General features: G+C 68.7%; 20 protein-coding genes and 2 tRNA genes. 12 read left to right on the forward strand and 10 right to left on the reverse strand.

Annotated elements, in window-relative coordinates:
- The first annotated feature begins 4 nt into the window (after window positions 1–4).
- Window positions 5–964 carry a terminase small subunit gene (locus tag AC07RM_RS06145; protein ID WP_495333786.1) on the forward strand — a complete coding sequence of 320 codons (960 nt, stop codon included), beginning with the start codon at window positions 5–7 and terminating at the stop codon, window positions 962–964.
- A gap of 122 nt (window positions 965–1,086) precedes the next feature.
- On the opposite strand, the gene AC07RM_RS06150 is transcribed toward AC07RM_RS06145, so the two are convergent.
- The 6 genes from AC07RM_RS06150 to AC07RM_RS06175 all read right to left on the reverse strand — a co-directional run bounded on the left by AC07RM_RS06150 (window position 1,087) and on the right by AC07RM_RS06175 (window position 4,689).
- Window positions 1,087–1,233 (reverse strand): hypothetical protein, encoded by a 147-nt coding sequence (locus AC07RM_RS06150; protein ID WP_495333788.1) that lies wholly within the window; start codon window positions 1,231–1,233, stop codon window positions 1,087–1,089.
- A 400-nt stretch (window positions 1,234–1,633) separates the two neighbouring features.
- Window positions 1,634–1,710: transfer RNA gene (locus tag AC07RM_RS06155), tRNA-Arg, on the reverse strand.
- A 41-nt stretch (window positions 1,711–1,751) separates the two neighbouring features.
- A tRNA-Pro gene (locus AC07RM_RS06160) sits at window positions 1,752–1,828 on the reverse strand.
- A gap of 36 nt (window positions 1,829–1,864) precedes the next feature.
- On the reverse strand, window positions 1,865–2,572 hold the full coding sequence (locus AC07RM_RS06165; RefSeq protein WP_208507867.1) for a glutathione binding-like protein: 708 nt from the start codon (window positions 2,570–2,572) through the stop codon (window positions 1,865–1,867).
- 116 nt (window positions 2,573–2,688) lie between these two features.
- Window positions 2,689–2,952 (reverse strand): UBP-type zinc finger domain-containing protein, encoded by a 264-nt coding sequence (locus tag AC07RM_RS06170; RefSeq protein WP_203205608.1) that lies wholly within the window; start codon window positions 2,950–2,952, stop codon window positions 2,689–2,691.
- Between the two features lie 39 nt (window positions 2,953–2,991).
- Complete coding sequence (locus AC07RM_RS06175; protein ID WP_495333790.1) at window positions 2,992–4,689, reverse strand: FAD-dependent oxidoreductase; 1,698 nt, start codon at window positions 4,687–4,689, stop codon at window positions 2,992–2,994.
- A 183-nt stretch (window positions 4,690–4,872) separates the two neighbouring features.
- On the opposite strand from AC07RM_RS06175, the gene AC07RM_RS06180 reads away from it, so the two are divergent.
- The 3 genes from AC07RM_RS06180 (at window position 4,873) to AC07RM_RS06190 (ending at window position 8,583) form a co-directional block, all read left to right on the forward strand.
- A complete protein-coding gene (locus tag AC07RM_RS06180) occupies window positions 4,873–5,769 on the forward strand; it encodes a GNAT family N-acetyltransferase (RefSeq protein ID WP_093341295.1) in 897 nt (298 codons plus the stop codon).
- Window positions 5,770–5,954: 185 nt separating this feature from the next.
- On the forward strand, window positions 5,955–8,096 hold the full coding sequence (gene ppk1 / locus AC07RM_RS06185; RefSeq protein ID WP_093341297.1) for a polyphosphate kinase 1: 2,142 nt from the start codon (window positions 5,955–5,957) through the stop codon (window positions 8,094–8,096).
- Window positions 8,097–8,121: 25 nt separating this feature from the next.
- Window positions 8,122–8,583 carry a SixA phosphatase family protein gene (locus tag AC07RM_RS06190; RefSeq protein ID WP_057594239.1) on the forward strand — a complete coding sequence of 154 codons (462 nt, stop codon included), beginning with the start codon at window positions 8,122–8,124 and terminating at the stop codon, window positions 8,581–8,583.
- 84 nt (window positions 8,584–8,667) lie between these two features.
- On the opposite strand, the gene AC07RM_RS06195 is transcribed toward AC07RM_RS06190, so the two are convergent.
- Window positions 8,668–10,188 (reverse strand): Ppx/GppA phosphatase family protein, encoded by a 1,521-nt coding sequence (locus AC07RM_RS06195; RefSeq protein WP_495333792.1) that lies wholly within the window; start codon window positions 10,186–10,188, stop codon window positions 8,668–8,670.
- 250 nt (window positions 10,189–10,438) lie between these two features.
- Between AC07RM_RS06195 and pstS the strand changes: the two genes are divergently transcribed.
- The 7 genes from pstS to phoR are packed head-to-tail and all read left to right on the forward strand — an operon-like array spanning window position 10,439 to window position 17,170.
- Window positions 10,439–11,473 (forward strand): phosphate ABC transporter substrate-binding protein PstS, encoded by a 1,035-nt coding sequence (gene pstS / locus AC07RM_RS06200; RefSeq protein WP_490876975.1) that lies wholly within the window; start codon window positions 10,439–10,441, stop codon window positions 11,471–11,473.
- A 41-nt stretch (window positions 11,474–11,514) separates the two neighbouring features.
- Complete coding sequence (pstC, locus tag AC07RM_RS06205; protein ID WP_093341303.1) at window positions 11,515–12,594, forward strand: phosphate ABC transporter permease subunit PstC; 1,080 nt, start codon at window positions 11,515–11,517, stop codon at window positions 12,592–12,594.
- Entirely contained in the window at window positions 12,591–13,475 is an 885-nt protein-coding gene (gene pstA / locus AC07RM_RS06210) for a phosphate ABC transporter permease PstA (RefSeq protein WP_093341305.1), read from the forward strand. The genes pstC and pstA overlap by 4 nt, the downstream gene beginning before the upstream one ends.
- A gap of 52 nt (window positions 13,476–13,527) precedes the next feature.
- The gene (gene pstB, locus AC07RM_RS06215; protein ID WP_093341306.1) at window positions 13,528–14,316 is read left to right on the forward strand and encodes a phosphate ABC transporter ATP-binding protein PstB; all 789 of its coding nucleotides are present in this window, start codon (window positions 13,528–13,530) and stop codon (window positions 14,314–14,316) included.
- A 30-nt stretch (window positions 14,317–14,346) separates the two neighbouring features.
- Window positions 14,347–15,048 (forward strand): phosphate signaling complex protein PhoU, encoded by a 702-nt coding sequence (gene phoU, locus AC07RM_RS06220; RefSeq protein WP_093341308.1) that lies wholly within the window; start codon window positions 14,347–14,349, stop codon window positions 15,046–15,048.
- 38 nt (window positions 15,049–15,086) lie between these two features.
- Window positions 15,087–15,779, forward strand: coding sequence for a phosphate regulon transcriptional regulator PhoB (gene phoB, locus AC07RM_RS06225; RefSeq protein WP_057594225.1), 693 nt, complete (start codon window positions 15,087–15,089; stop codon window positions 15,777–15,779).
- 44 nt (window positions 15,780–15,823) lie between these two features.
- The gene (phoR, locus tag AC07RM_RS06230; protein WP_093341310.1) at window positions 15,824–17,170 is read left to right on the forward strand and encodes a phosphate regulon sensor histidine kinase PhoR; all 1,347 of its coding nucleotides are present in this window, start codon (window positions 15,824–15,826) and stop codon (window positions 17,168–17,170) included.
- A 34-nt stretch (window positions 17,171–17,204) separates the two neighbouring features.
- Here phoR and AC07RM_RS06235 read toward each other — a convergent pair whose 3' ends face one another.
- The 3 genes from AC07RM_RS06235 to AC07RM_RS06245 form a co-directional block, all read right to left on the reverse strand.
- On the reverse strand, window positions 17,205–18,551 hold the full coding sequence (locus AC07RM_RS06235; RefSeq protein ID WP_495333794.1) for an MATE family efflux transporter: 1,347 nt from the start codon (window positions 18,549–18,551) through the stop codon (window positions 17,205–17,207).
- Complete coding sequence (locus AC07RM_RS06240) at window positions 18,548–20,311, reverse strand: hypothetical protein (protein ID WP_495333796.1); 1,764 nt, start codon at window positions 20,309–20,311, stop codon at window positions 18,548–18,550. The genes AC07RM_RS06235 and AC07RM_RS06240 overlap by 4 nt, the downstream gene beginning before the upstream one ends.
- A gap of 93 nt (window positions 20,312–20,404) precedes the next feature.
- Window positions 20,405–20,677: a type B 50S ribosomal protein L31 gene (locus AC07RM_RS06245; protein ID WP_093341315.1), complete on the reverse strand. Its 273-nt coding sequence runs from the start codon at window positions 20,675–20,677 to the stop codon at window positions 20,405–20,407.
- Between the two features lie 135 nt (window positions 20,678–20,812).
- Between AC07RM_RS06245 and AC07RM_RS06250 the strand changes: the two genes are divergently transcribed.
- A complete protein-coding gene (locus AC07RM_RS06250; RefSeq protein WP_495333798.1) occupies window positions 20,813–21,880 on the forward strand; it encodes an oxidoreductase in 1,068 nt (355 codons plus the stop codon).
- Window positions 21,881–21,933: the final 53 nt, after the last annotated feature.

Genomic DNA, 21,933 nt, shown 5'->3' on the forward strand with positions numbered 1-21,933 from the left:
AGACGTGCGGAACACTCCCGCGCATGGCAGCACCCAAGCCGGCCACGAAGCAGGCGCCCGCACCGAAGAAGACCGCCACCGAGCCCGCAGCCCCCAAGAAGGCCGCGGGCTCGCCTGCGCGCAAGAGGGCCCCGGCCGCCAAGGCGAAGAAGCCACGCCGCCCAGCAGCCACAGAGCCGGCCCCAGCTCGGCCTCACCGACGCAGCAGCGCTTCGTCGACGAGTACCTAGTCGACCTGAACGGAACGCAGGCAGCGATCCGCGCCGGTTACAGCCCGGACAGCGCGCGGCAGATGGCGTCCGAGAGCCTGTCAAAACCGTACATCCAGACCGCGATCGCAGACGCCCGGAAGGCGCAGCAGGAACGCACGCAGGTGGATGCCGACCGCGTGGTGACGGAAGTCTGGAACAGCATGCTGGCCGACCCGCGCGAGCTGGTGCAGGTGAAGGTCGGCTGCTACCGGCACTGCTGGGGCGAGGGCTTCAGGTACCAGCGCACGGTCGGCGAGTTCAACCACGATCGAGAGCAGCGCGCCCTGAAAAACGCGGCGCCAGCTGAGTTCGACGAGAAGGGCGGCATCGGCTTCGACCCGCTCAAGCCGCCGCACCCGGCCTGCCCGAACTGTGGCGGCGACGGCCAGCCGCGCACGGTGCTGGCCGACACGCGCCGCCTGTCGCCCCGGGCGGTCGCGCTCTACGCCAGCGCCAAGATGACGAAGTACGGCATCGAGATCTCCATGCACGACAAGGGCGCGGCGATGGAGAAGCTGTTCAAGCACTTGGGCCTCTACGAGAAGGACAACCAGCAGAAGACCGATCCGCTGGCGGCCCTGCTACACAGCATCGCGAACGGCGATGGCAACGGGTTCCGGCCCGTGGCCAACGATCCCGAGGCGCCCGAGGCTCCGGCCGGCACCAGCGGCTTCATGTCGCGCCAGGACGTGGACGATGGCGCTCCCGGCTAAGGCTGCGGCGCGCCCCGCGGAACCAACTGCCCAGGGACGCGGCCGAGCTCGAGCGCTGCCTGCGTGACCCGGAATGGCGGTTGTTCAGTGGCTGCCTCTACCGGATCATCGCCAAGGGCGAGTCACCCAAGAACGAGGACGGCAAGGTCATCGACGAGGGCGATGTGTTCGTCATAACTTTCAATCCCAACCGGGCCCAGCGGCGATTCATCATTCGTCTCTGGCTCCACAACGTCATCCTGAAGGCCCGGCACCACGCTGATCGCCATCCTCTGGCTGGGTCATGCGCTCTTCAACGGGAGTCAGAACCGCCAGGCGGCTGAGGCCATCTCCATCATGAGCGGACGTTTCGTCGTCTGCGCATCGGATTGGATGCCTCGTGGCACCATGCCGCGCTTCTCAAATAGGACTTGAGCGTGTCGCGATGTTCGACTCCTTCGGCCTCGGTCTCAAAGATGGAGAAGTTGTGGCGATCAAGCCGCTTGTGCTCGATGCGAAGTCGGTAGCGCCCGTCGCCTGCTTGGATGTTCTGCGCTATGGCAGATGCGTACGAGAACGGGCGAGTAGTGCCGCTACCTTTCGGGGTAGCGGTGGGTCGTTCTGAGTCGCTTTGGGAGGTTCAGCTTTTCGCGGTGTGTCGGAAAAACCCAGGGAAATCAACAACGGAGTTGGCCTGCCCGGAGGGGATCGAACCCCCGACAACCTGCTTAGAAGGCAGGTGCTCTATCCAACTGAGCTACGGGCAGATTCCAGGCGGAACAGAAAGCAAAGCAGGAAAGAAGATTCTTGGTCGGGGCGAAAGGATTCGAACCTTCGACCCTCTGGTCCCAAACCAGATGCGCTACCAGGCTGCGCTACACCCCGACAAGCCTTCTATTCTAGCCCGAATATGAGGCGGTCTCAGCGCTTCTCGTACTGGGTCTTGCCGAAAAGCACTTCGCGCGCCTTGTCGTCGGTGATGGGCTTGCGCAGGTCGGCCAGCACCTTCACGCCGCGCTGCACGGCGGGGCGCTCGGCGATGCCGTCGAACCAGTCCTTCAGGCGCGGGTAGTCCTCGAGGGTGATGCCCTGGTTCTGCCAGCTGCGCAGCCACGGGAAGATGGCGATGTCGGCGATGCTGTAGTCGGGGCCGGCGATGAAACTGTGCTTCGACAGCTGCTTGTCGATCACGCCGTAGAGGCGCTTGGCCTCGTTGGTGTAGCGGTCGATGGCATAGGCGATCTTCTCGGGCGCGTAGAGGCGGAAGTGATGCGCCTGGCCGAGCATGGGGCCGACGCCGCCCATCTGGAACATCAGCCACTGCAGCACGTCGTAGCGCGCGCGGTCGCCCTGGGGCAGGAACTGGCCGGTCTTGCCGGCCAGGTAGACGAGGATGGCGCCCGATTCGAACAGCGAGATGGGCGCGCCGTCCGGACCGTCGGGGTCGGTGATGGCGGGGATCTTGTTGTTGGGGCTGATCTGCAGGAAGTCGGGCGCGAACTGGTCGCCCTTGCCGATGTCGATGGGGTGCGCGCGGTAGGGCAGGCCGCACTCCTCGAGCATGATGTGGATCTTGTGGCCGTTGGGCGTGGGCCAGGAATAGACCTCGATGGTCTTCGGTTCGGGCATGTTGTCGAGTCTCCGGTCTGGATGGGGGCGGCGAAGAGGGGCTCCTCGACGCGGCAGCCAGCATATACAGGCGGCCACGCGGGCGTGCGCCGCACGGCCAATGACCGGCGCGCGCCTCAGCCCACCTGCCGCTCGTGCGCGTTGCACCACATCCAGTCCTCGCCGGGTTCGAGCGACTGGATCACGGCATGGCCCTCGGCCTGCGAGTGGCGCGTGGCATGCCGGTTCTTCGACGAATCGCAGCAGCCGACGTGGCCGCAGTGCACGCACAGGCGCAGGTGCACCCAGCTGTCGCCGGTCTTGAGGCATTCCTCGCAGCCGCGCAGGGTGTGGGGCGCGGCGATCTCCGCGGGGACGTGTTCGCAGGGCTTGATGCGCATGCGTGGGTTCTCCTGGATGAATGGTGGAGGGATCGGGACTCAGGCGACTGCCGAGTTCGAGGCCAGGTGCTGGTGGATCAGTGCGACCACCGCCGCACCTTCGCCGATCGCGCCGCCCACGCGCTTGACCGAGCCCGAGCGCACGTCGCCGACCGCGAAGACGCCGGGCACGCTGGTCTCGAGCGCGGTGGCCGGGCGCGCGGGAAAGCCCGCGCTGGCGTCGGGACCGGTCTGCACGAAGCCGTGCTTGTCGACCGCGACGCCGCAGCCCGCGAGCCAGTCGGTCTCGGGTTCGGCGCCGACGAACAGGAAGATGTTGCGCGCGGGGCAGTCATGCTCGGCGCCCGTGCTGTGGCAGCGCCAGGTGGCGCCGGTGAGGCCGTCGTCGGGATCGCCGTGCAGCCGCACGAGTTCGGTATGCGGCTGCAGCGAGATGTTGGGCGTGGCCTCGATGCGGTCGATCAGATAGCGCGACATGCTGGCTGCGAGCGAGGGGCCGCGCACCAGCACGTTGACCTTGGCCGCATGGTGCGAGAGGAACACGGCGGCCTGGCCGGCCGAGTTGCCGCCGCCGACCAGCGCGACCTCCTGCTGCGCGCAGAGCTTGGCCTCGATGGCCGAGGCCCAGTACCAGATGCCGCGGCCCTCGAATTCGTGCAGCCTGGGCACGCCGGGCCGGCGGTAGCGCGCGCCGCTGGCGACGACGACGGTGCGCGCCGAAATGCGGCGGCCGTCGGCCAGCGCGATCGCGAGGCTGCCGTCGGCGTTGGTGCGCGCGCAGTCGAGCGAGGCCACCTTGGCCGGGATCAGCATCTCGACGCCGAACTTCTGCGCCTGCACGAAGGCCCGGCCGGCCAGCGCCTGGCCCGAGATGCCGGTGGGAAAGCCCAGGTAGTTCTCGATGCGCGCGCTGGCGCCGGCCTGGCCGCCGAAGGCGCGGCAGTCGAGCACGATCACGCGCAGCCCCTCGGAGGCGGCATAGACGGCGGTCGCGAGGCCGGCCGGGCCGGCGCCGACCACGGCGACGTCGTAGAGCTCGTCGTGCGCCGCTGCATCGACCATGCCCAGGCACAGCGCCAGCGCGTCCTCGGCCGGGTTCACCAGCACCGAGCCGTTGGGGCACACGGCCAGCAGCTGGTGGCCGCCGTACTGCGCCAGCAGCGCGGCGGCGTCGGGGTCCTGGTCGGCATCGACCAGGTGATAGGGATGGCCGTTGCGGCGCAGGAAGTTCTCGAGCCGCGCCATGTCGGGCGACTGCGGCTGGCCGATCAGCACCGGGCCGGCGGCGCCCGATTCGATCAGCGCCACGCGCCGCAGGATCAGCGCGCGGGTGATGCGCTCGCCGAGGTCGGCCTCGGCCACCAGCAGGGCGCGCAGTTGCGCGGGCGGCAGCACCAGCGCCTCGACGTCCTCCTCGGCATGGCCGTCGACCAGGGCGGGGCGGCCGCTGAGCTGGCCGACCTCGGCCAGGAATTCGCCCGGCCCCTGGCGCACGATCGGCACCACGTGGCCCAGGCCATCGCGCTGGGTGACCGAGACCACGCCCTTGAGCAGCACGAACATGCCGGCGCCGACCTCGCCGGCGGTGAACAGCCGGCTGCCGCGCGCGAAGTGCTGCACGCTGCCGAAACGCGCGATGCGCGCGATCTCGCTGTCGTTGAGCACCGGAAAGGTCTGCAACTGTCGGTTACCGCCGGCGGGAGTCGGTGCGGCGGTGGAAGCGTCGGTGAGGGCCATCGGGCGAGGACTCCAGGTCGGTGCGGGTTCGGCGATGAAAGCCATTAGACGTCAAAGAAGCGGCGGCGGAGCACCCCCGAAAGGAAGGCCGGCGGCCCGTCACATCGTCATGCAATTGCCACGGCCATGACACGCGCTTTTCACCACGGGTGCCGAGACTCGCCCAGCAGAAAGGGTTTCCACATGAAAGAACTGCCCAACCCGACATTTCCGCTGTCGCAGATCGGGCTCCGCGCAGCCCTCTGGCCCGCGCCCGTTGTCGCCGGCACCGCCGCCGCCGTCACCGCGACGCCCAAGGTCCCCGCTGCCGTCAGCCCCGCGGTCGTCGTGCCGGCCCCCGTCATCGAGGCCAAGCAGGGCATCACCGTCGGTTGGGCCCGTCACCAGGACGATGTGCGCGCGGCCCAGCGCCTGCGCTATGAAGTGTTCGTCGGCGAGATGGGTGCCCGCATCTCCACCTCGCTGCCCGGCCACGACGTGGACCTGTTCGACGATTTCTGCGAGCACCTGCTGGTGCGCGACGAACTGACGCAGCAGGTGATCGGCACCTACCGTGTGCTGACGCCGGCCCAGGCGCGCCGCGTGGGCAGCACCTACAGCGACACCGAATTCGACCTGACCCGCCTGCGCGACCTGCGCGAGCGCATGGTCGAGCTGGGCCGCAGCTGCGTGCACCCCGAGCACCGCCAGGGCGGCGTGATCCTGGCGCTGTGGGGCGCGCTGGCCGGTTTCATGCACCGCAACAAGCTCGACACCATGATCGGCTGCGCCAGCATCCCGATGTCGCACAACGGCGTGACCTGCGGCGACGCGGCCGCCAGCATCTGGCGCCAGCTGTCGGCCAGCCACATGGCGCCGATCCAGTACCAGGTGCAGCCGCGGCTCGCGCTGCCGGTCGAGCGCCTCGACGGCAGTCTCGACGTGGAACCGCCCGCGCTGATCAAGGGCTACCTGCGCCTGGGCGCCAAGGTGCTCGGCGCGCCGGCCTGGGATCCGGACTTCAACACCGCCGACCTGCCGATGCTGATGCGCATCGACGACCTGCCGGCGCGCTACCGCAAGCATTTCCTGGGCGCATGAAACCAGCGGTCGTCCGACCCGCGAACGGGTCGTCCGTCCTGCCGCCGGACGGGGAAGAGCAGTCGAAAGTAGGCATGTCGACGGCGTCACGGGAAAGTCATGCAAATGTCACAAACCCGCATGACACTGTCACATTCCCTTTATCGAGCACGGCCATGGTGCCGCTTGTTCCAGAATCCGTGTCCATGCCTTCCGATCCGGCCGATTCGCTGCCTTCCGTGGCCGAGACGCCGAAATTCACCTTGCTTGACCGCGACCACAGCATCCTGTCGTTCAACGAGCGGGTGCTCGACTGGGCGCACCGCCCCGAGGTGCCGCTGATCGAGCGCCTGCGCTACCTGTGCATCGTCTCGTCGAACCTCGACGAGTTCTTCGAGGTCCGCGCCGCGCCACACCTGATCGCGGGCAGCGCCGACGACCACAAGGGCACCTACACGGTCGAATCCTTCCGCCGGCTGGCCGAGGCGGTCCACACGCTGGTGGCGCGCCAGTACGCGCTCTACAACGACGAGCTGATGCCGACCTTCGGCACGCACGGCATCCACATCATTTCGCACGGCGAGCGCAACCCCGCGCAGCGCAAGTGGGTGGCCGAGTATTTCGAGCGCGAGGTGCGCCCGCTGCTGCTGCCCGTGGGGCTCGACCCCTCGCATCCGTTCCCGCAGGTCGCGAACAAGTCGCTCAACTTCATCGTGCGCCTGGGTGGCAAGGACGCCTTCGGTCGCGAGAACCCGATCCAGATCGTGAAGGTGCCGCGCGTGCTGCCGCGGCTGATCAAGATGCCGGCCAAGGTGTCGGACGGCAAGACGCTGTTCGTGGCGCTGTCGAGCGTGGTGCGCGCGCACCTGTCCTCGATGTTCACGGGGCGCGAGGTCGGCGACTTCTCGCAGTTCCGCGTCACGCGCCATTCCGACCTCGCGGTGGACGAGGAGGACGTGAAGAACCTGCGCACCGCGCTGCGCCAGGGCCTGCAGCACCGGCACTTCGGCCAGGCGGTGCGCCTGGAGGTGTCGGCCAGCTGCGCCGAGTCGCTCGCGAGCTTCCTGCTCGAGCAGTTCAACCTGCCGCCCGAGGCGCTGTACCGCGTGCACGGCCCGGTCAACCTGGCGCGCTTCACGCAGCTGGCCGACCTGCTCGACGAGCCGAAGCTGCGCTTCAAGCCCTACCAGGCCTCCTACCCGATCACGCTGTCGCCCGCGCAGTCCTTCTTCGAGCGGCTGCAGCGCGGCGACGTGCTGATCCACCAGCCCTTCGAGAGCTTCGAGGGCGTGCTGGCCTTCCTGCGCGAGGCGGTGCACGACCCGCAGGTGCTGGCGATCAAGCAGACCATCTACCGCACCGGCGCCGACTCCGAGCTGATGGAGCTGCTGCGCGAGGCGGTGCGCCGCGGCAAGGAAGTCACCGTGGTGGTGGAGCTCAAGGCGCGCTTCGACGAAGAGGCCAACATCAACTGGGCCGAGATGCTCGAGTCGATCGGCGCCCAGGTGGTGTACGGCGTGGTGGGACTGAAGACCCACGCCAAGATGCTGCTGGTGACGCGCCGCGAGGGCAAGCAGATGCGCCGCTACGGCCACCTGTCGACCGGCAACTACAACCCGCGCACCGCGCGCCTGTACACCGACATCAGCCACCTCACGGCCGACCCGCTGCTGACCGCCGACATGGAAGCAGTGTTCGTGCACCTCGCGAGCCAGAGCAAGCTGCCCAAGCTCAACCGCGTGTGGCTCGCGCCCTTCGACCTGCACAGCAACATCCGCGCGCAGATCGCCACGCTGGCCGCGGCGGCCGAGCGCGGCGAGCCAACGCGCATCGTCGCCAAGATGAATGCGCTGACCGACGAGGAACTGGTCGCGGCACTGGTGCATGCGGGGCAGAAGGGCGTGAAGATCGACCTGATCGTGCGCGGTGCCTGCACGCTGCCGGCCCAGGTGCCGGGGCTGACCGACAACATCCGCGTGCGCTCGGTGATCGGCCGCTTCCTCGAGCATTCGCGGGTGTTCTATTTCCGCCATGGCGAGGACGAGTCGCTCTATCTCTCGAGCGCCGACTGGATGAACCGCAACATGATGCGGCGCATCGAGCTCGCCTGGCCCGTGACCGACCCGGTGCTGCGCCAGCGCCTCATCGACGAGTGCCTGGTCGCCTACCTGCACGACGGCCGCGATGCCTGGGATCTCGGCGCCGATGGCGTCTACACCCGCATCGACCACGACACGCACCCGGGCGAAGCCGGTGCGTCGCGTGCGATCGAGGCGCACGGCGCGCAGGCCGCCCTGATGAACCGCTACGCAGCGCGAGGGCCCCGTGACGTCGCATCCGGCGAATGAAGCCGAAGTTCGAAAGACGATGACCATGGACCTGATCTTCTGGCGCCATGCGGAAGCCGATGACTGGACCGAGGGCTGCGACGACATGCAGCGCTCGCTCACCGCGCGCGGCGAGAAGCAGGCCAAGCGCATGGCCAGCTGGCTCGACCGCCAGCTGCCCGACGGCACGCGCATCATCAGCAGCCCCGCGCGGCGCTGCGAACAGACCGCGCTGGCGCTCGGGCGCAAGTACAAGCTGCGCAGCGAACTGGCACCCGACACCACCGCCGATGCGCTGCTGGCCTCGGCCGGCTGGCCCAACGGCAAGTCGGTGGTGCTGATGATCGGCCACCAGCCCTCGCTGGGGCAGGCGATCTCGCTGCTGCTGGGCTTGAAGCAGGACAGCTGCCCGGTGCGCAAGGGCGCGCTGTGGTGGATCCGCACGCGCGAGCGCGATGGCGACGTGCAGACCGTCGTGGTGACGGTGCAGTCGCCCGAACTGCTCTGAGGCTGCGCGCGGCCATGCCGCGCCCGCCGTGTCGACGCCGAGCGCGGCGGAGCCGGCTGTTCGCCGGTCACTCGGCCGGGCGGCTCAGCAGCCCGCCAGGTCCACGCGCCAGGTACTGATCTTCTGCCAGGCCAGCACCTCCTCGCGCAGCAGGTGGGCCGACTGCGGAAAGGCCTCGGCCCAGTCGGGCGCGCAGGCGATCGAGAAGGTACGGGTGCCGAGCGGCGACAGGTGCAGGGCGTCGGGCGCGGGATCGCGCCGTGCGTGGCACAGGATCACCGCGAGCCGCAGCGCCAGCAGCTGCATCACGAAGGTCTCGTCGTCGAGCGAGCCCTCGAGCTTGCGCAGCTTGCCGCGCTGGCCCAGCACCAGCTGGGCGAGGGTGTGCAGCTCGTTGACCGCGAAGCCGGGCGCGTCGGTGTTGTCGAGGATGTAGGCGCCGTGCTTGTGGTAGTCGCTGTGCGAGACCAGCGCGCCGATCTCGTGCAGTTGCGCGGCCCAGCCGAGCTTGCGCAGCGCGCGGCCGGCGCGGCTGGTGGTGCTGCCGCCGCGCGCGGCCGGCGCCAGCTGCACGAACAGGGCGGCGGCCGTGTCGCCCACGCGGCGGGCCTGGACCGGGTCGACCGCGAAACGGGTGGCCAGGCGCGCGACCGTGGTGGTGCGCATGTCGGCCACGCTCTCGTCGCGTTCCAGCAGTTCGTAGAGCACGCCGTGGCGCAGCGCGCCCTGGGCCACCTTCATCTCCTCGATGCCCAGCAGGTCGAACACCGCGCGCAGCACGCTGAGGCCGCCGCCGATGACCGCCTTGCGGTCCTCGCGCATGCCCTCGATGCGCAGCTTGTCGGCGCCGCCGGCCTTGAGCAGCCGGTCGAGCAGCCAGTCGAGGCCCTCGCGCTTGACCACGCCGGGCTCGCCGCCGGCCGCGGCCAGCACGTCGCCGACCGCGCCGATCGTGCCCGAGGCGCCATAGGCCACGTCCCACTGGTCGCGCGTGTAGCTGCCGAGCGCGTCGTCGAGCACCGCCTTGGCCGCGACTTCGGCGGCCCGGAAGGCGGCGGCGGTGAACTGGCCCTCGGGGAAGTGCTTCATCGACCAGGCGACGCTGCCGACGCGGTACGACTCCATCAGCTCGGCCTCGAGGGCGCGGCCGATGATCATTTCGGTGGAGCGCCCACCGATGTCGATCACCAGCCGGCGTTCGCGGTCCGAGGCGTCGTTGTGGGGCAGCATGTGCGCCACGCCTTGATAGATCAGGCGGGCTTCCTCGCGCCCCGGGATCACGTCGATGCCGAAGCCCAGGATGGTGCGCGCGCGCAGCAGGAATTCCTCGCGGTTGCGCGCCTCGCGCAGCGTCTGGGTGGCGACGGCCCGCACCTGCGAGCGCTTGAAGCCGGCCAGCCGCTCGCCGAAGCGGGCGAGGGCGTCCCAGCCGCGCTGCATGGCTTCGGGCGTGAGATTGCGTGCGCTGTCCAGGCCGTTGCCCTGGCGCACGGTCTCCTTCAGGTATTCGGTGCGGTGGATCTGGCCGTGATCGACCTGGCCGATTTCGAGCCGGAAGCTGTTGGAACCGAGATCGACCGCTGCGAGGCGGGTGCCGTTTTGCATGTTGTAGTAAAGAAGGCGGAGCCTGATTCGTATGTCGTTGACGGTTTCCCCACCGCCCCGAACCCCACCGCAGCGAGGTTCGAGAGGCTAGTTCGGGCGCATGACGGTTGTGTGACAGCGTCACAGAGCCGGAGGGCTCCGCGGCCCCATTTTCCCTCGACAGAGGGGTGTCACATCGATGTCACACAAGCTTTCTAGAGTCCGTCGCAAGCCCGAAAGGGGACTACTTCTTACTTCTAAAGGAAGCTTCATGAAAACGACGTTCAAATTTGCAACCGCCGGCCTCGTCGCCGCGGTTTTCGCTCTTCCCGCGTTCGCCCAGGACGTGACCGGTGCCGGCGCCAGCTTCCCCGCACCGCTGTATGCCAAGTGGGCTTCGGACTTCAACAAGGCCACCGGTGTCAAGATCAACTACCAGTCGGTTGGTTCGGGCGCCGGCCTGAAGCAGATCGAAGCCAAGACCGTCGACTTCGGCGCGTCGGACGCTCCCCTGAAGGACGACGAACTCCAGGCCAAGGGCCTGATGCAGTTCCCCACCGTCATCGGCGGCGTGATCCCGGTCGTGAACATCCAGGGCATCAAGCCCGGCGAACTCAAGCTCAGCGGCCAGGTGCTGGGCGACATCTACCTCGGCAAGATCACGAAGTGGAACGACCCCGCGATCAAGGCCCTGAACGGTTCGCTGAACCTGCCCGACGCTGCCATCGCCCCGGTTCGCCGCGCCGACGGTTCGGGCACCAGCTTCCTGTTCACCAACTACCTGTCGAAGGTCAACGCCGAGTGGAAGAGCAAGGTCGGCGAAGGCACGGCCGTGAACTGGCCCACCGGCGCGGGTGGCAAGGGCAATGAAGGCGTCGCCGCCTTCGTGGGCCGCCTGCCGAACTCGATCGGCTACGTGGAATACGCCTACGTCAAGCAGAACAAGATGACGTACGCCCAGATGCAGAACGCCGCCGGTAACTTCGTCTCGCCCGACGACACCGCCTTCAAGGCCGCCGCCGCCGGTGCCGACTGGAACAAGAGCTTCTACCAGGTGCTGACGAACCAGGCCGACAAGGGTGCATGGCCGATCACCGGCGCCACCTTCATCCTACTGCACAAGACGCAGGACAAGCCGGCCAATGCCACCACCGTGCTGAAGTTCTTCGACTGGGCCTACAAGAGCGGCGACAAGACGGCCGACGAACTGGACTACGTGCCGATGCCCGACGCCGTGAAGGCCACGATCGCCAAGGCCTGGGGTGAGGTCAAGGACGCTTCGGGCAAGCCCGTTGCCTTCAAGTAAGCCTTTCTCTTCCCGATAGAAAAAGAAAACACGGCGCGCCAATGAGCAGCAATCCGCTCGATGGCGCGCCGCTTTCGTCCTTGCCGGAGCGACACGTGTCATCCACTTTCCCCGCCGCCGCCACCGCGCTCGATCTTTCCGCCGAGCAGGGCCGCACCACCGCACCGCCGCCGATGAAGGCATCGCGCTCCGGTCCCATGGTCGATCGCCTGTTCGGCCTGGCCGCCAAGGGTGCCGCACTGCTGACGCTGGCGATGCTGATCGGCATCCTGCTGTCGCTGATCGTCGGCGCCTGGCCCGCCATCACCAAGTACGGCCTCGGCTTCCTCACGAGCAGCGTGTGGGACCCGGTCCAGAACGAATACGGCGGCCTCGTGATGATCTACGGCACGCTGGCCACCTCGGCCATCGCCCTGGTGATCGCGGTGCCCGTGAGCTTCGGCATCGCGCTCTTCCTCACCGAACTCTCGCCCGGCTGGCTCAAGCGCCCGCTGGGTACCGCCATCGAACTGCTGGCTGCCGTGCCGTCGATCGTCTACGGCATGTGGGGCCTGCTGGTGTTCGGCCCCATCCTCTCGAGCTGGGTCCAGCAGCCGCTGCAGAAGCTGCTGGCCGGCGTGCCCTACCTCGGCGCGCTGGTGTCCGGTCCCCCGGTGGGCATCGGCATTCTCTCGGCCGGCATCATCCTCGCGATCATGATCATCCCGTTCATCGCCTCGGTGATGCGCGACGTGTTCGAGGTCACGCCCCCGCTGCTCAAGGAATCGGCCTACGGCCTCGGTTCCACCACCTGGGAGGTCGTCTCCAAGGTCGTGCTGCCCTACACCAAGGCCGGCGTCATCGGCGGCATCATGCTCGGCCTGGGCCGCGCGCTCGGCGAGACCATGGCCGTCACCTTCGTGATCGGCAACATGAACCAGCTGAACTCGCTCTCGGTGTTCGAGGCGGCCAACAGCATCACCTCGGCGCTTGCCAACGAATTCGCCGAAGCCGGCGCCGGCCTGCACCAGGCCGCGCTGATGTACCTGGGCCTCGTGCTGTTCTTCATCACCTTCGTCGTGCTGTCGCTGTCGAAGGTGCTGCTGGCGCAGATGAAGAAGAGCGAAGGAAAGAAGTCGTGAGCACAAGCCAATCCCTCATCAACGCCAAGACCCTGGCCGAAACCCGCCAGGCCCGGTTCGCCTCGCGCAACCGCGTCAACAAGATCGCCCTCACGCTGTCGCTCGCCGCGATGGTGTTCGGCGTGTTCTGGCTCGTCTGGATCCTCTGGGAGACCCTGCGCCTGGGCATCGGCGGCCTGTCGATCATGGCCTTCACCGAGATGACCCCGCCGCCGAACGAGCCGGGCGGCATCCTCAACGCCATCTTCGGCTCCTTCGTGATGGTGCTGCTGGCGACCTTCGTCGGCACGCCGATCGGCATCATGGCCGGCATCTACCTGGCCGAATACAACCCCAAGGGCATGCTGTCCTCGGTCACGCGCTTCGTCAACGACATCCTGCTGTCGGCACCGTCGATCGTGATCGGCCTGTTCGTCTACGCGGTGGTGGTGGCCTACTTCAAGAACTTCTCGGGCCTGGCCGGTGCGCTGTCGCTCGCGCTGATCGTGATTCCGGTCGTGATCCGCACCACCGAGAACATGCTGCAGCTGGTGCCCCCTGGCCTGCGCGAAGCCGCCTACGCCCTCGGCACGCCGAAGTGGAAGGTGATCCTGAGCATCACGCTGCGCGCCGCGCGCGCCGGTGTCGTGACCGGCATCCTGCTGGCCGTGGCCCGTATCGCCGGCGAGACCGCGCCGCTGCTGTTCACGGCCCTGAACAACCAGTTCTGGACCGCCGACGTGACGCAGCCGATGGCCAGCCTGCCGGTGACGATCTTCAAGTTCGCCATGAGCCCCTACGAGAACTGGCAACAGCTCGCCTGGGCCGGCGTGTTCCTGATCACCGTCGCGGTGCTCGTCCTCAACATCCTGGCGCGGGTCCTCACGCGCTCCAAGCACTGAACCCGAAGCGGCTTCCACGCAACCCGCACAGAACGAACAAGAGAAACGCAACATGGCACCCATCACCGCTCCCACCGCCGCCGCAGCGCCCGCGAAGATCTCGGTCAAGAACCTGAACTTCTACTACGGCAAGTTCCACGCGCTCAAGGGCATCAACCTCGAGATCCCCGAGAACAAGGTCACGGCCTTCATCGGCCCCTCGGGCTGCGGCAAGTCGACCTTGCTGCGCACCTTCAACCGCATGTTCGAGCTCTATCCCGAGCAGCGCGCCGAAGGCGCCATCGAGCTCGACGGCGAGAACCTGCTGACCAGCAAGCAGGACGTGGCGCTGATCCGCGCCAAGGTCGGCATGGTGTTCCAGAAGCCGACGCCGTTCCCGATGTCGATCTACGACAACATCGCCTTCGGCGTGAAGCTGTTCGAGAATCTCTCGGCCAGCGACATGGACGACCGCGTCGAATGGGCGCTGAAGAAGGCGGCCCTGTGGACCGAAGTGCGCGACAAGCTGCAGCAAAGCGGCTCGGGCCTCTCGGGCGGCCAGCAACAGCGCCTGTGCATCGCGCGCGGTATCGCGATCAAGCCCGAAGTGCTGCTGCTCGACGAGCCCTGCTCGGCCCTGGACCCGATCTCGACCGCCAAGATCGAGGAACTGATCGCCGAGCTGAAGAACGAATACACGGTGGTCATCGTGACCCACAACATGCAGCAGGCGGCCCGCTGCAGCGACTACACCGCCTACATGTACCTGGGCGACCTGATCGAGTTCGGTGCCACCGAGCAGATGTTCTTCAAGCCGCAGCGCAAGGAGACCGAGGACTACATCACCGGCCGCTTCGGCTGATGCAACAACGGATGCAAAGAGGACGACACCATGACTGAAAAACACCTCTCCAGCCAGTTCGACAGCGAACTCAACGGCGTCTCGTCGCGCGTGATGGAACTCGGCGGCATGGTCGAGTCGCAGATCCACCAGGCGATCTACGCGCTGCTGCAGTTCGATTCGGACGCGGCCGACCGCGTGATGGAAACCGAGCACCGCGTGAACGCGATGGAAATCGAGATCGACCGCGAGCTGTCGTCGATCATCGCGCGCCGCCAGCCGACCGCGCGCGACCTGCGCCTCTTGATCGCGATCTCCAAGACCACGGCCAACCTCGAGCGCGTGGGCGACGAGTCCAACAAGATCGCGCGCATGGTCAAGTCGATCATCGAGAGCGGTGCTTCGCGCGTGCTGCCGACCACCGAGCTGCGCATCGCGGCCGACCTGGCGTCGAACCTGCTGCGCACGGCGCTCGACGCGTTCGCGCGCCTCGACACCGCCGCGGCGCTGTCGATCCTCAAGGACGACGACCTGATCGACAAGGAGTTCGACGGCTTCGTGCGCAAGCTGGTCACCTACATGATGGAAGACCCGCGCACCATCTCCGCGAGCCTCGACCTGCTGTTCCTGGCCAAGGCCATCGAGCGCATCGGCGACCACGCCAAGAACATCGCCGAGTTCATCATCTACATCGTCAAGGGTGCCGATGTGCGGCACACTTCGATGCAGGAAATCGAGTCGGCGCTGCAGTAACGACACCAGTACGACTGCGGCAAGACTCCCAAGAAAGCATGAAAAAACCCCGAGTCCTGATCGTCGAAGACGAGTCCTCGATCGCCGAGCTGATCGCCGTCAACCTCCGCCACAACGGCTTCGAGCCGATCTGGTCGGAGGATGGCGCGGCGGCCCAGCGCGAGATCGATGCCTTCCTGCCGGACCTGATCCTGCTCGACTGGATGCTGCCGGGCCAGAGCGGCCTGCAGCTCGCGCGCCAGTGGCGCAAGGACCCCCGTACCAAGGCTGTCCCGATCCTGATGCTGACCGCGCGCGGCGACGAGCCCGACAAGGTGGCCGGCCTCGACGCCGGCGCCGACGACTACATCACCAAGCCCTTCTCCACCCAGGAAATGCTCGCGCGCATCCGCGCCGTGCTGCGCCGCCGCGCGCCCGAGGTGGTGACCGAGCGCGTCGAGATCGGCGAGCTCGCGCTCGACACCGCCACCCACCGCGTGACCTGGCAGGGCAATGCGCTGAAGGTCGGCCCGACCGAGTTCAAGCTGCTGGCCTACCTGATGCAGCACGCCGAGCGCGTCCACAGCCGGGCCCAGCTGCTCGACAAGGTGTGGGGCGACCACGTCTACATCGAGGAGCGCACGGTCGACGTGCACGTCAAGCGCCTGCGCGAATCGCTGGGTGCGGCGTCCCCGATGGTCGAGACGGTGCGCGGCGCCGGCTACCGCCTGACGGCCCAAGCCACCGTTTGACCGCCGTGAGCGTCTCCGCCCGCGGGCGCGGATAATCGCCCGCCATGCCGTTTCGCATTGCTACCTTTTTAATAGCGTCTCTCCTTGGTGGAGCGGGCGTTACAGCCTTTTTCGGCTGGAAGCTGGGCTGGATCGGCGCCTGGGGCGGCGCGGTGGTCTGGCTGGCCTTCGACGGCTGGCGCGCCAAGCGGCTGCTGCAGATCCTGCGCAACGATGCGGTGGGGCTGCCCAGCCGCGGCGTCGGCATGTGGGGCGAACTGGCCGAGCGCATCCGCAAACTGCTGCGCGACCGCGAACAGCAGACCCGCCAGGCCGAGGACCGGCTGCAGGAATTCCTGGCCGCCATCCAGGCCTCGCCCAACGGCGTGGTGCTGCTCGACGAGCAGGGCCGCATCGAGTGGTGCAACCAGACCGCGGCGGCGCAGTTCGGCATCGATGCCGAGCGCGACCTGCTGCAGCACCTGGCCAACCTCGTGCGCGACCCGGCCTTCGTCGCCTACCTCGCGTCGTGGAACTACAGCCGCGACGTCGTCATCGACGGCCATGGCCCGGGCTCGCAACAGCGCAGCCACACGGTGCGGCTGTCGGTGCAGGTGCATCCCTACGCGGGCAACCGCCGCATGCTGCTCACGCGCGACATCACCGCGCTCGAGCAGGCCGAGGCGATGCGGCGCGACTTCGTGGCCAACGTCTCGCACGAGATCCGCACGCCGCTCACGGTGCTCGCGGGCTTCGTCGAGACGCTGCAGAACCTGCCGCTCGATGCCGACGAGCGCGCGCGCTACCTCGGGCTGATGGGGCAGCAGTCGCACCGCATGGAAACGCTGGTCAACGACCTGCTGACCCTGTCGCGCCTCGAGGGCAGTGCCGCGCCCGGCGGCACCCAGTGGACCCGCATCCGCGCCTTGCTCGCGCAGTGCGAGGACGAGGGCCGCGGCCTGTCGGGCCGGCTCTCGCCGCAGCTGGGCCACAAGCTGTCGTTCACCATCGATGCCGATTCCGAGATGTCCGGCGCCGCCACCGAGCTGCAAAGCGCGATGTCGAACCTGCTGAGCAACGCGATCCGCTACACGCCCGGCGGCGGCGAGGTGGCGGTGAGCTGGCGCGTGTTGCCCGACGGCCGCGGCGAGTACGCGGTGAAGGACACGGGCCCGGGCATCGCGGCCGAGCACATCCCGCGGCTGACCGAGCGCTTCTACCGCATCGACCGCAGCCGTTCGCGCGAGACCGGCGGCACCGGGCTCGGGCTGGCGATCGTCAAGCACATCGCCCAGCGCCATGGCGCGGAGCTGCGCATCGAGAGCACGGTGGGCAAGGGCTCGCGCTTCGCGCTGCTGTTCCCGGCCACGCGCGTGCGCGAGGCGCGGGTGCTGGCGCGGCTGCAGGCCTGAACGGCCGCGCCGCTTTCGCCGCCCAGCCGCTCGCTCAGCCGCGCACGCGGTGCGCCATCGTCCAGCGCAGCAGCGCGCCGAACAGCAGCGCCGTGACGGCCAGCGCCGCGGCACCCATGATCCAGAACGCCAGCGGCGACTGCATGGCCGGCCAGGGGCCGAGCCCGCGGTAGGCCAGCAGGTAGCTGCCGCCCAGGCCCACCACCCACAGCAGCGTGCAGTAGATCGCCAGCGGCGCGAGCGTGACGCGGTAGCAGCGCAGCACGAACACGCACAGGGTCTGCAGCGCATCGGCGAAGTGGTAGAGCGCCACCACCAGCAGCAGCGCGCCCGCGAGCGCGATCACGGCCGGCTTGTCCGAATACACGGCCGCGAGCTGGAAGCGCAGCCCCCACATGGCGAGCGTGAACAGCAGCGCGCACAGCACGGTCAGCTCGAAGCCGGTGCGGCAGGCGCGCCGCGCCAGCGCCGGATCGCCGGCGCCGAGCCAGAAGCTCACGCGCGCGCTGGTGGCGATCGCGAGCGACAGCGGCACCATGTAGGCCACGGCCAGCAGGTTGGCGGCGATCTGGTGCGCCGCGGCCGCGGTCGTGCCCAGGCGCGCGATGAACAGCGCCATCAGCGTGAACGAGGTGACCTCGACCAGCACCGCGAGGCCGGCTGGCACGCCCAGGCGCGCGAACTGGCCGATCTGCGCCCAGTCGGGCTTCTCGATCGGTTGCCAGAGCCGGTAGCCGCGGTAGAACGGGCTGCCGCGCAGCAGCCACACGGCGCAGCCGAGCATCGCCCAGTTGACGACCAGCGTGGCCCAGCCGCAGCCGACCAGGCCCATGGCCGGCAGGCCCGCGCCGCCGAAGGTGAACCAGACCGACAGCGGCAGCTTGATCGCCAGCGAGGCGAGCTGCAGCCAGGTCACGAGCTGCGGCTTGCCCAGGCTCTGGCTCAGGGTGCTGAACAGGCGGAACAGCAGCGCGGGCGCGAGCGCGAAGGCCAGCACCATCAGGTAGGCCTCGACCTCGCTGCGCATGGCGGGCGGCACCTGCGTCCATTGCAGGGCCGGGCCCGGCAGCAGCAGCAGCGCCATGCCCGCGACGATCGCCAGTCCCGCGAGGTAGAGCGACTGCCGCACCGAGCGGCCCACCTCGGTGCCGCGGCCGCCGCCGTGCAGCTCGGCCCAGACCGGCAGCAGGGCCTGCAGCACGCCCATGAGCGAGACGTAGACGCTGACGAAGATGGCGGCACCGACCGAGAGGGCGGCCAGCGCGTCCTCGGAATAGCGGCCGGCCACGATGGTGTCGGTCACGCCGAAGGCCATCACGGCTAGCTGGCCGACCAGCACCGTGCCCGCGTGGCGGGCGATCAGTCCGCGTTCGCCCCTCACCGCGGTGCGATCTTCTCGTACAGCAGCAGGTCGTCGGAGGGACTGCTGGGGCGGCGCAGGGTCCCCGCGAAGCGCCATTGGTCGAGCGAGATGATGGTGTGCAGCCGCTCGATGGTCTCGGGGGCCACCAGCAGCCACGGGCAGTCGGTGCCCAGCAGCAGCGGCTGCAGCTCGAAGTGGCCGTGGTATTGCAGCGCCGCGATGTGGGCGCGGCTCAGCGCGAGCTCGGCCACGCACTTGGGATGGCCCACGCGCTCGCTCACCGCGCGCACCTGCGGCGCGTAGCTGCGCGCATAGTCGATCGGCGGCAGCCACAGCGTCATCAGCAGCATCCAGCACAGCGCGGTGCCGCCGGCCGGCAGCACCAGCGTCTTCCAGAGCGCCGCGCGGTGGCGGCCGGTGCGCCAGCGCACCAGCCAGCACCAGGCGATGGTGGCGGCGAGCGCGAGCACGAAGGCGATGGGCGAGAACTCGGGCACGAAGCCCGGCACCAGCCGCGCCACGCTGGCCGCGGGCTTGGGCGGGTAGCCGGTCTGCATTGCGATCCAGTAGATCCAGCCGAGCAGCGCCAGGCCGCTGAAGAAGAGCAGGGTGAACCAGTCGACCAGCGCCGCCACGCTGCGCCGGAAGGTCGGCAGCGCGAAGGCCGCGAGCGTGGCCATCGCGGGCAGCGCCAGCATCAGCGAGCGGTCGGAGTAGTCGGTGGTCCAGGTGGCGGCCAGCGGCACCAGCGCGAACCAGAACGGCAGCGCCACGTGGCGCGCCGCGAGCTGGCGGCGCCAGCGCCACAGCGTCCACAGCGCGAGCGGCCAGGCCGGCCAGGTGAACCACAGCAGCAGCCGGGCCTGGCTGCGGATGTCGCTCGCGATCGAGGTGCCGGGATGGGCGCCGGGCAGGTCGATCTTCCATTGCAGCAGGCCGAGGCCGATCGCGAGCGCCGCGGCCAGCAGCGTCACGCCGGCCATGGTCAACAACGCACCGCGCGTGTAGCCCGGGCCTTCGTCCTCGCCCACGCCCGACCAGCCGGTGCTCGCGGGCTCGGCGGCGCGGCGCATGCGGCGGCGCTCGTAGGCGATGAACAGCACGCTGCCGGTGGCGAGAGCCAGACCGACGGTCGGGCCGCCGCTGAGCGTCATGCCCAGCGTGCCGACCACCAGCGCGATGACCGGCCCGGCGCGCCGGTAGGGCAGGGCCGCCACGCCGTAGAACAGGTGCGAGGCGAAGTAGAGCTGGGCCAGCGCGGGCGTCGTTTCATGGCCCAGTTGTGCCAAGCCCAGGCAGGCGATCAGCGCGAGCAGGGCGCCGTCGGCCATGGCGCGCGCGTAGTCGGTCGGCCGCGCCTCGCCGCCGAAGGCGAAGGCCACGGGCTGGGCGCGCGCGGTGCGCGCCAGGTAATAGACCGCGTACCAGGTCGCGGTGAAGGTGCCCCACAGCAGCAGCGCGAACACGATGCGCACCGCGAAGTCGGGATGCAGCCAGGCGGGCGCGATCTTGATCGCCAGCGCGCCGATCCAGTACGGCACCAGCGCGGGCGTTTCGGGCGCGATGCCCAGCAGGCGCGGATCGAACCAGCGGGCGATGCCCTCGGTGCTGCGCGCCAGTTCGGCCATGTAGCCGAAGGCCGTGATGTCGGCGCTCTTCCAGGGTCCCCGGCCGACCAGCCCCGGCAGCAGATAGGCGGCGCACAGCAGCAGCAGCGCGATGCGCGGCAGCCGGCGCACGGCATTCTGGGCAACGATCGCGGGCGTGGGCTGGTTCAAAGGGCGATGGGCGGCAACGGGTGGGGGAAACAAAAAGGGCAGCGCGGTAAACCGGGCTGCCCTCGACGCCAGGCCTGAGCCTGGGTGCGTGCCTTACTTGGAGGCAGCGGCGCCGGTCGTCTTGCCGAAGCGGTTGCGGAACTTCTCGACGCGACCGCCCATGTTGTCGACCGACTTCTGGGTGCCGGTGTAGAACGGGTGCGATTCGCTGGTCGTGTCCAGCTTGAACAGGGGCAGCTCGCGGCCGTCGTCCGCCTTGGCGGTTTCCTTCGTGTTCACGCAGGAACGGGTCACGAACTTGAAGCCGTTCGACATGTCGACGAACAGGACTTCGCGGTAATTCGGGTGGATGCCTTCTTTTGCCATGGTCTTTCCTTGGGGGTCGATGCGAGAGCCACTGGCGGGCAGGACGCCGGCCGCACTTTTCGCGAAGCCGTCGATTATCGCATACTGGGCCGATGGCGGCCACTTCGGCCCGTCCCCAGCCAAATCGGGCCTCCCATGACCTCCAGACCCCTGCGCGCCGGCCTCGTCGGCTACGGCTTTGCCGGCCAGACCTTCCATGCCCCGGTGCTGTCGGCCGTGCCCGGGCTCGAGCTGGCGGCGGTGGCCAGTTCCCAGCCGCACAAGGTGCATGCCGACTGGCCCGGCGTGGCCGTGGTGCCCGACACGGCGGCGCTGGTCGCGCGGCAGGACATCGACCTCGTCGTGGTCGCCACGCCGAATGCCCAGCACCATCCGGTCGCGAAGGCGGCGCTGCTGGCCGGCAAGCACGTGGTGGTCGACAAGCCCTTCACGCTCGATGCCGGCGAGGCGCGCGAGCTCAAGCTGTTGTCCGAACGCAACGATCGGGTGCTCGCGGTCTACCAGAACCGCCGTTTCGACGCCGATTTTCTGACCCTGAAGGAACTGCTGGCCAGCGGCGAGCTGGGCCGCCCGGTCTATTTCGAATCCCATTTCGACCGCTACCGGCCCGAGGTGCGCGAGCGCTGGCGCGAGCAGAAGGTGCCGGGCGCGGGCATCTGGGTCGACCTGGGCGCGCACCTGGTCGACCAGGCGGTGCAGCTGTTCGGCACGCCCGACACCCTGCAGCTCGACACCGCCGTGCTGCGCGACGGGGCCCAGGTCGAGGACTACTTCCACGCGGTGCTGCGCTACGAATCGGGGCCGCATGCGCCGCTGCGCGTGGTGCTGCACTCGACCACGCTCGCGGCCCATGCAGCGCCGCGCTACCTCGTGCACGGCACGCGCGGCAGCTACGTCAAGCACGGCGTCGATCCGCAGGAGGATGCGCTGCGCGCCGGCCAGCGGCCGCCGATGGCCGGGTGGGGCGCCGATCCGCTCGATGGCGAGCTCGTGCTGCCTGCCGCCGACGGCACGGTGGCGAAGCGCGCCTGGCCCACGCGCGCGGGCGACTACGTCGCGTATTACGCGGCCGTGCGCGACGCGATCCTCGGACAGGGGCCGAATCCCGTGCCGCCCGCGCAGGCGGTGGCGCTGATGGAACTGCTCGATCTCGGCCGGCGCAGTGCCGAGGAAGGCCGCGCGCTGCCCGTCGCGCGCCCATGAAAAAAAGCGCGCTGCATCTTGCGATGCAACGCGCTTTTTGGGAGGCGAGCTTC

The sequence above is a fragment of the Variovorax sp. GW821-FHT09B05 genome, assembly GCF_059418265.1.

Coding starts and splice junctions, on each gene's coding strand:
- AC07RM_RS06150 (WP_495333788.1), bottom strand. CDS start 1,233: ATGGCGATCAGCGTGGTGCCGGGCCTTCAGGATGACGTTGTGGAGCCA.
- AC07RM_RS06165 (WP_208507867.1), bottom strand. CDS start 2,572: ATGCCCGAACCGAAGACCATCGAGGTCTATTCCTGGCCCACGCCCAAC.
- AC07RM_RS06170 (WP_203205608.1), bottom strand. CDS start 2,952: ATGCGCATCAAGCCCTGCGAACACGTCCCCGCGGAGATCGCCGCGCCC.
- AC07RM_RS06175 (WP_495333790.1), bottom strand. CDS start 4,689: ATGGCCCTCACCGACGCTTCCACCGCCGCACCGACTCCCGCCGGCGGT.
- AC07RM_RS06180 (WP_093341295.1), top strand. CDS start 4,873: ATGAAAGAACTGCCCAACCCGACATTTCCGCTGTCGCAGATCGGGCTC.
- ppk1 (WP_093341297.1), top strand. CDS start 5,955: ATGCCTTCCGATCCGGCCGATTCGCTGCCTTCCGTGGCCGAGACGCCG.
- AC07RM_RS06190 (WP_057594239.1), top strand. CDS start 8,122: ATGGACCTGATCTTCTGGCGCCATGCGGAAGCCGATGACTGGACCGAG.
- AC07RM_RS06195 (WP_495333792.1), bottom strand. CDS start 10,188: ATGCAAAACGGCACCCGCCTCGCAGCGGTCGATCTCGGTTCCAACAGC.
- pstS (WP_490876975.1), top strand. CDS start 10,439: ATGAAAACGACGTTCAAATTTGCAACCGCCGGCCTCGTCGCCGCGGTT.
- pstC (WP_093341303.1), top strand. CDS start 11,515: ATGAGCAGCAATCCGCTCGATGGCGCGCCGCTTTCGTCCTTGCCGGAG.
- pstB (WP_093341306.1), top strand. CDS start 13,528: ATGGCACCCATCACCGCTCCCACCGCCGCCGCAGCGCCCGCGAAGATC.
- phoU (WP_093341308.1), top strand. CDS start 14,347: ATGACTGAAAAACACCTCTCCAGCCAGTTCGACAGCGAACTCAACGGC.
- phoB (WP_057594225.1), top strand. CDS start 15,087: ATGAAAAAACCCCGAGTCCTGATCGTCGAAGACGAGTCCTCGATCGCC.
- phoR (WP_093341310.1), top strand. CDS start 15,824: ATGCCGTTTCGCATTGCTACCTTTTTAATAGCGTCTCTCCTTGGTGGA.
- AC07RM_RS06245 (WP_093341315.1), bottom strand. CDS start 20,677: ATGGCAAAAGAAGGCATCCACCCGAATTACCGCGAAGTCCTGTTCGTC.
- AC07RM_RS06250 (WP_495333798.1), top strand. CDS start 20,813: ATGACCTCCAGACCCCTGCGCGCCGGCCTCGTCGGCTACGGCTTTGCC.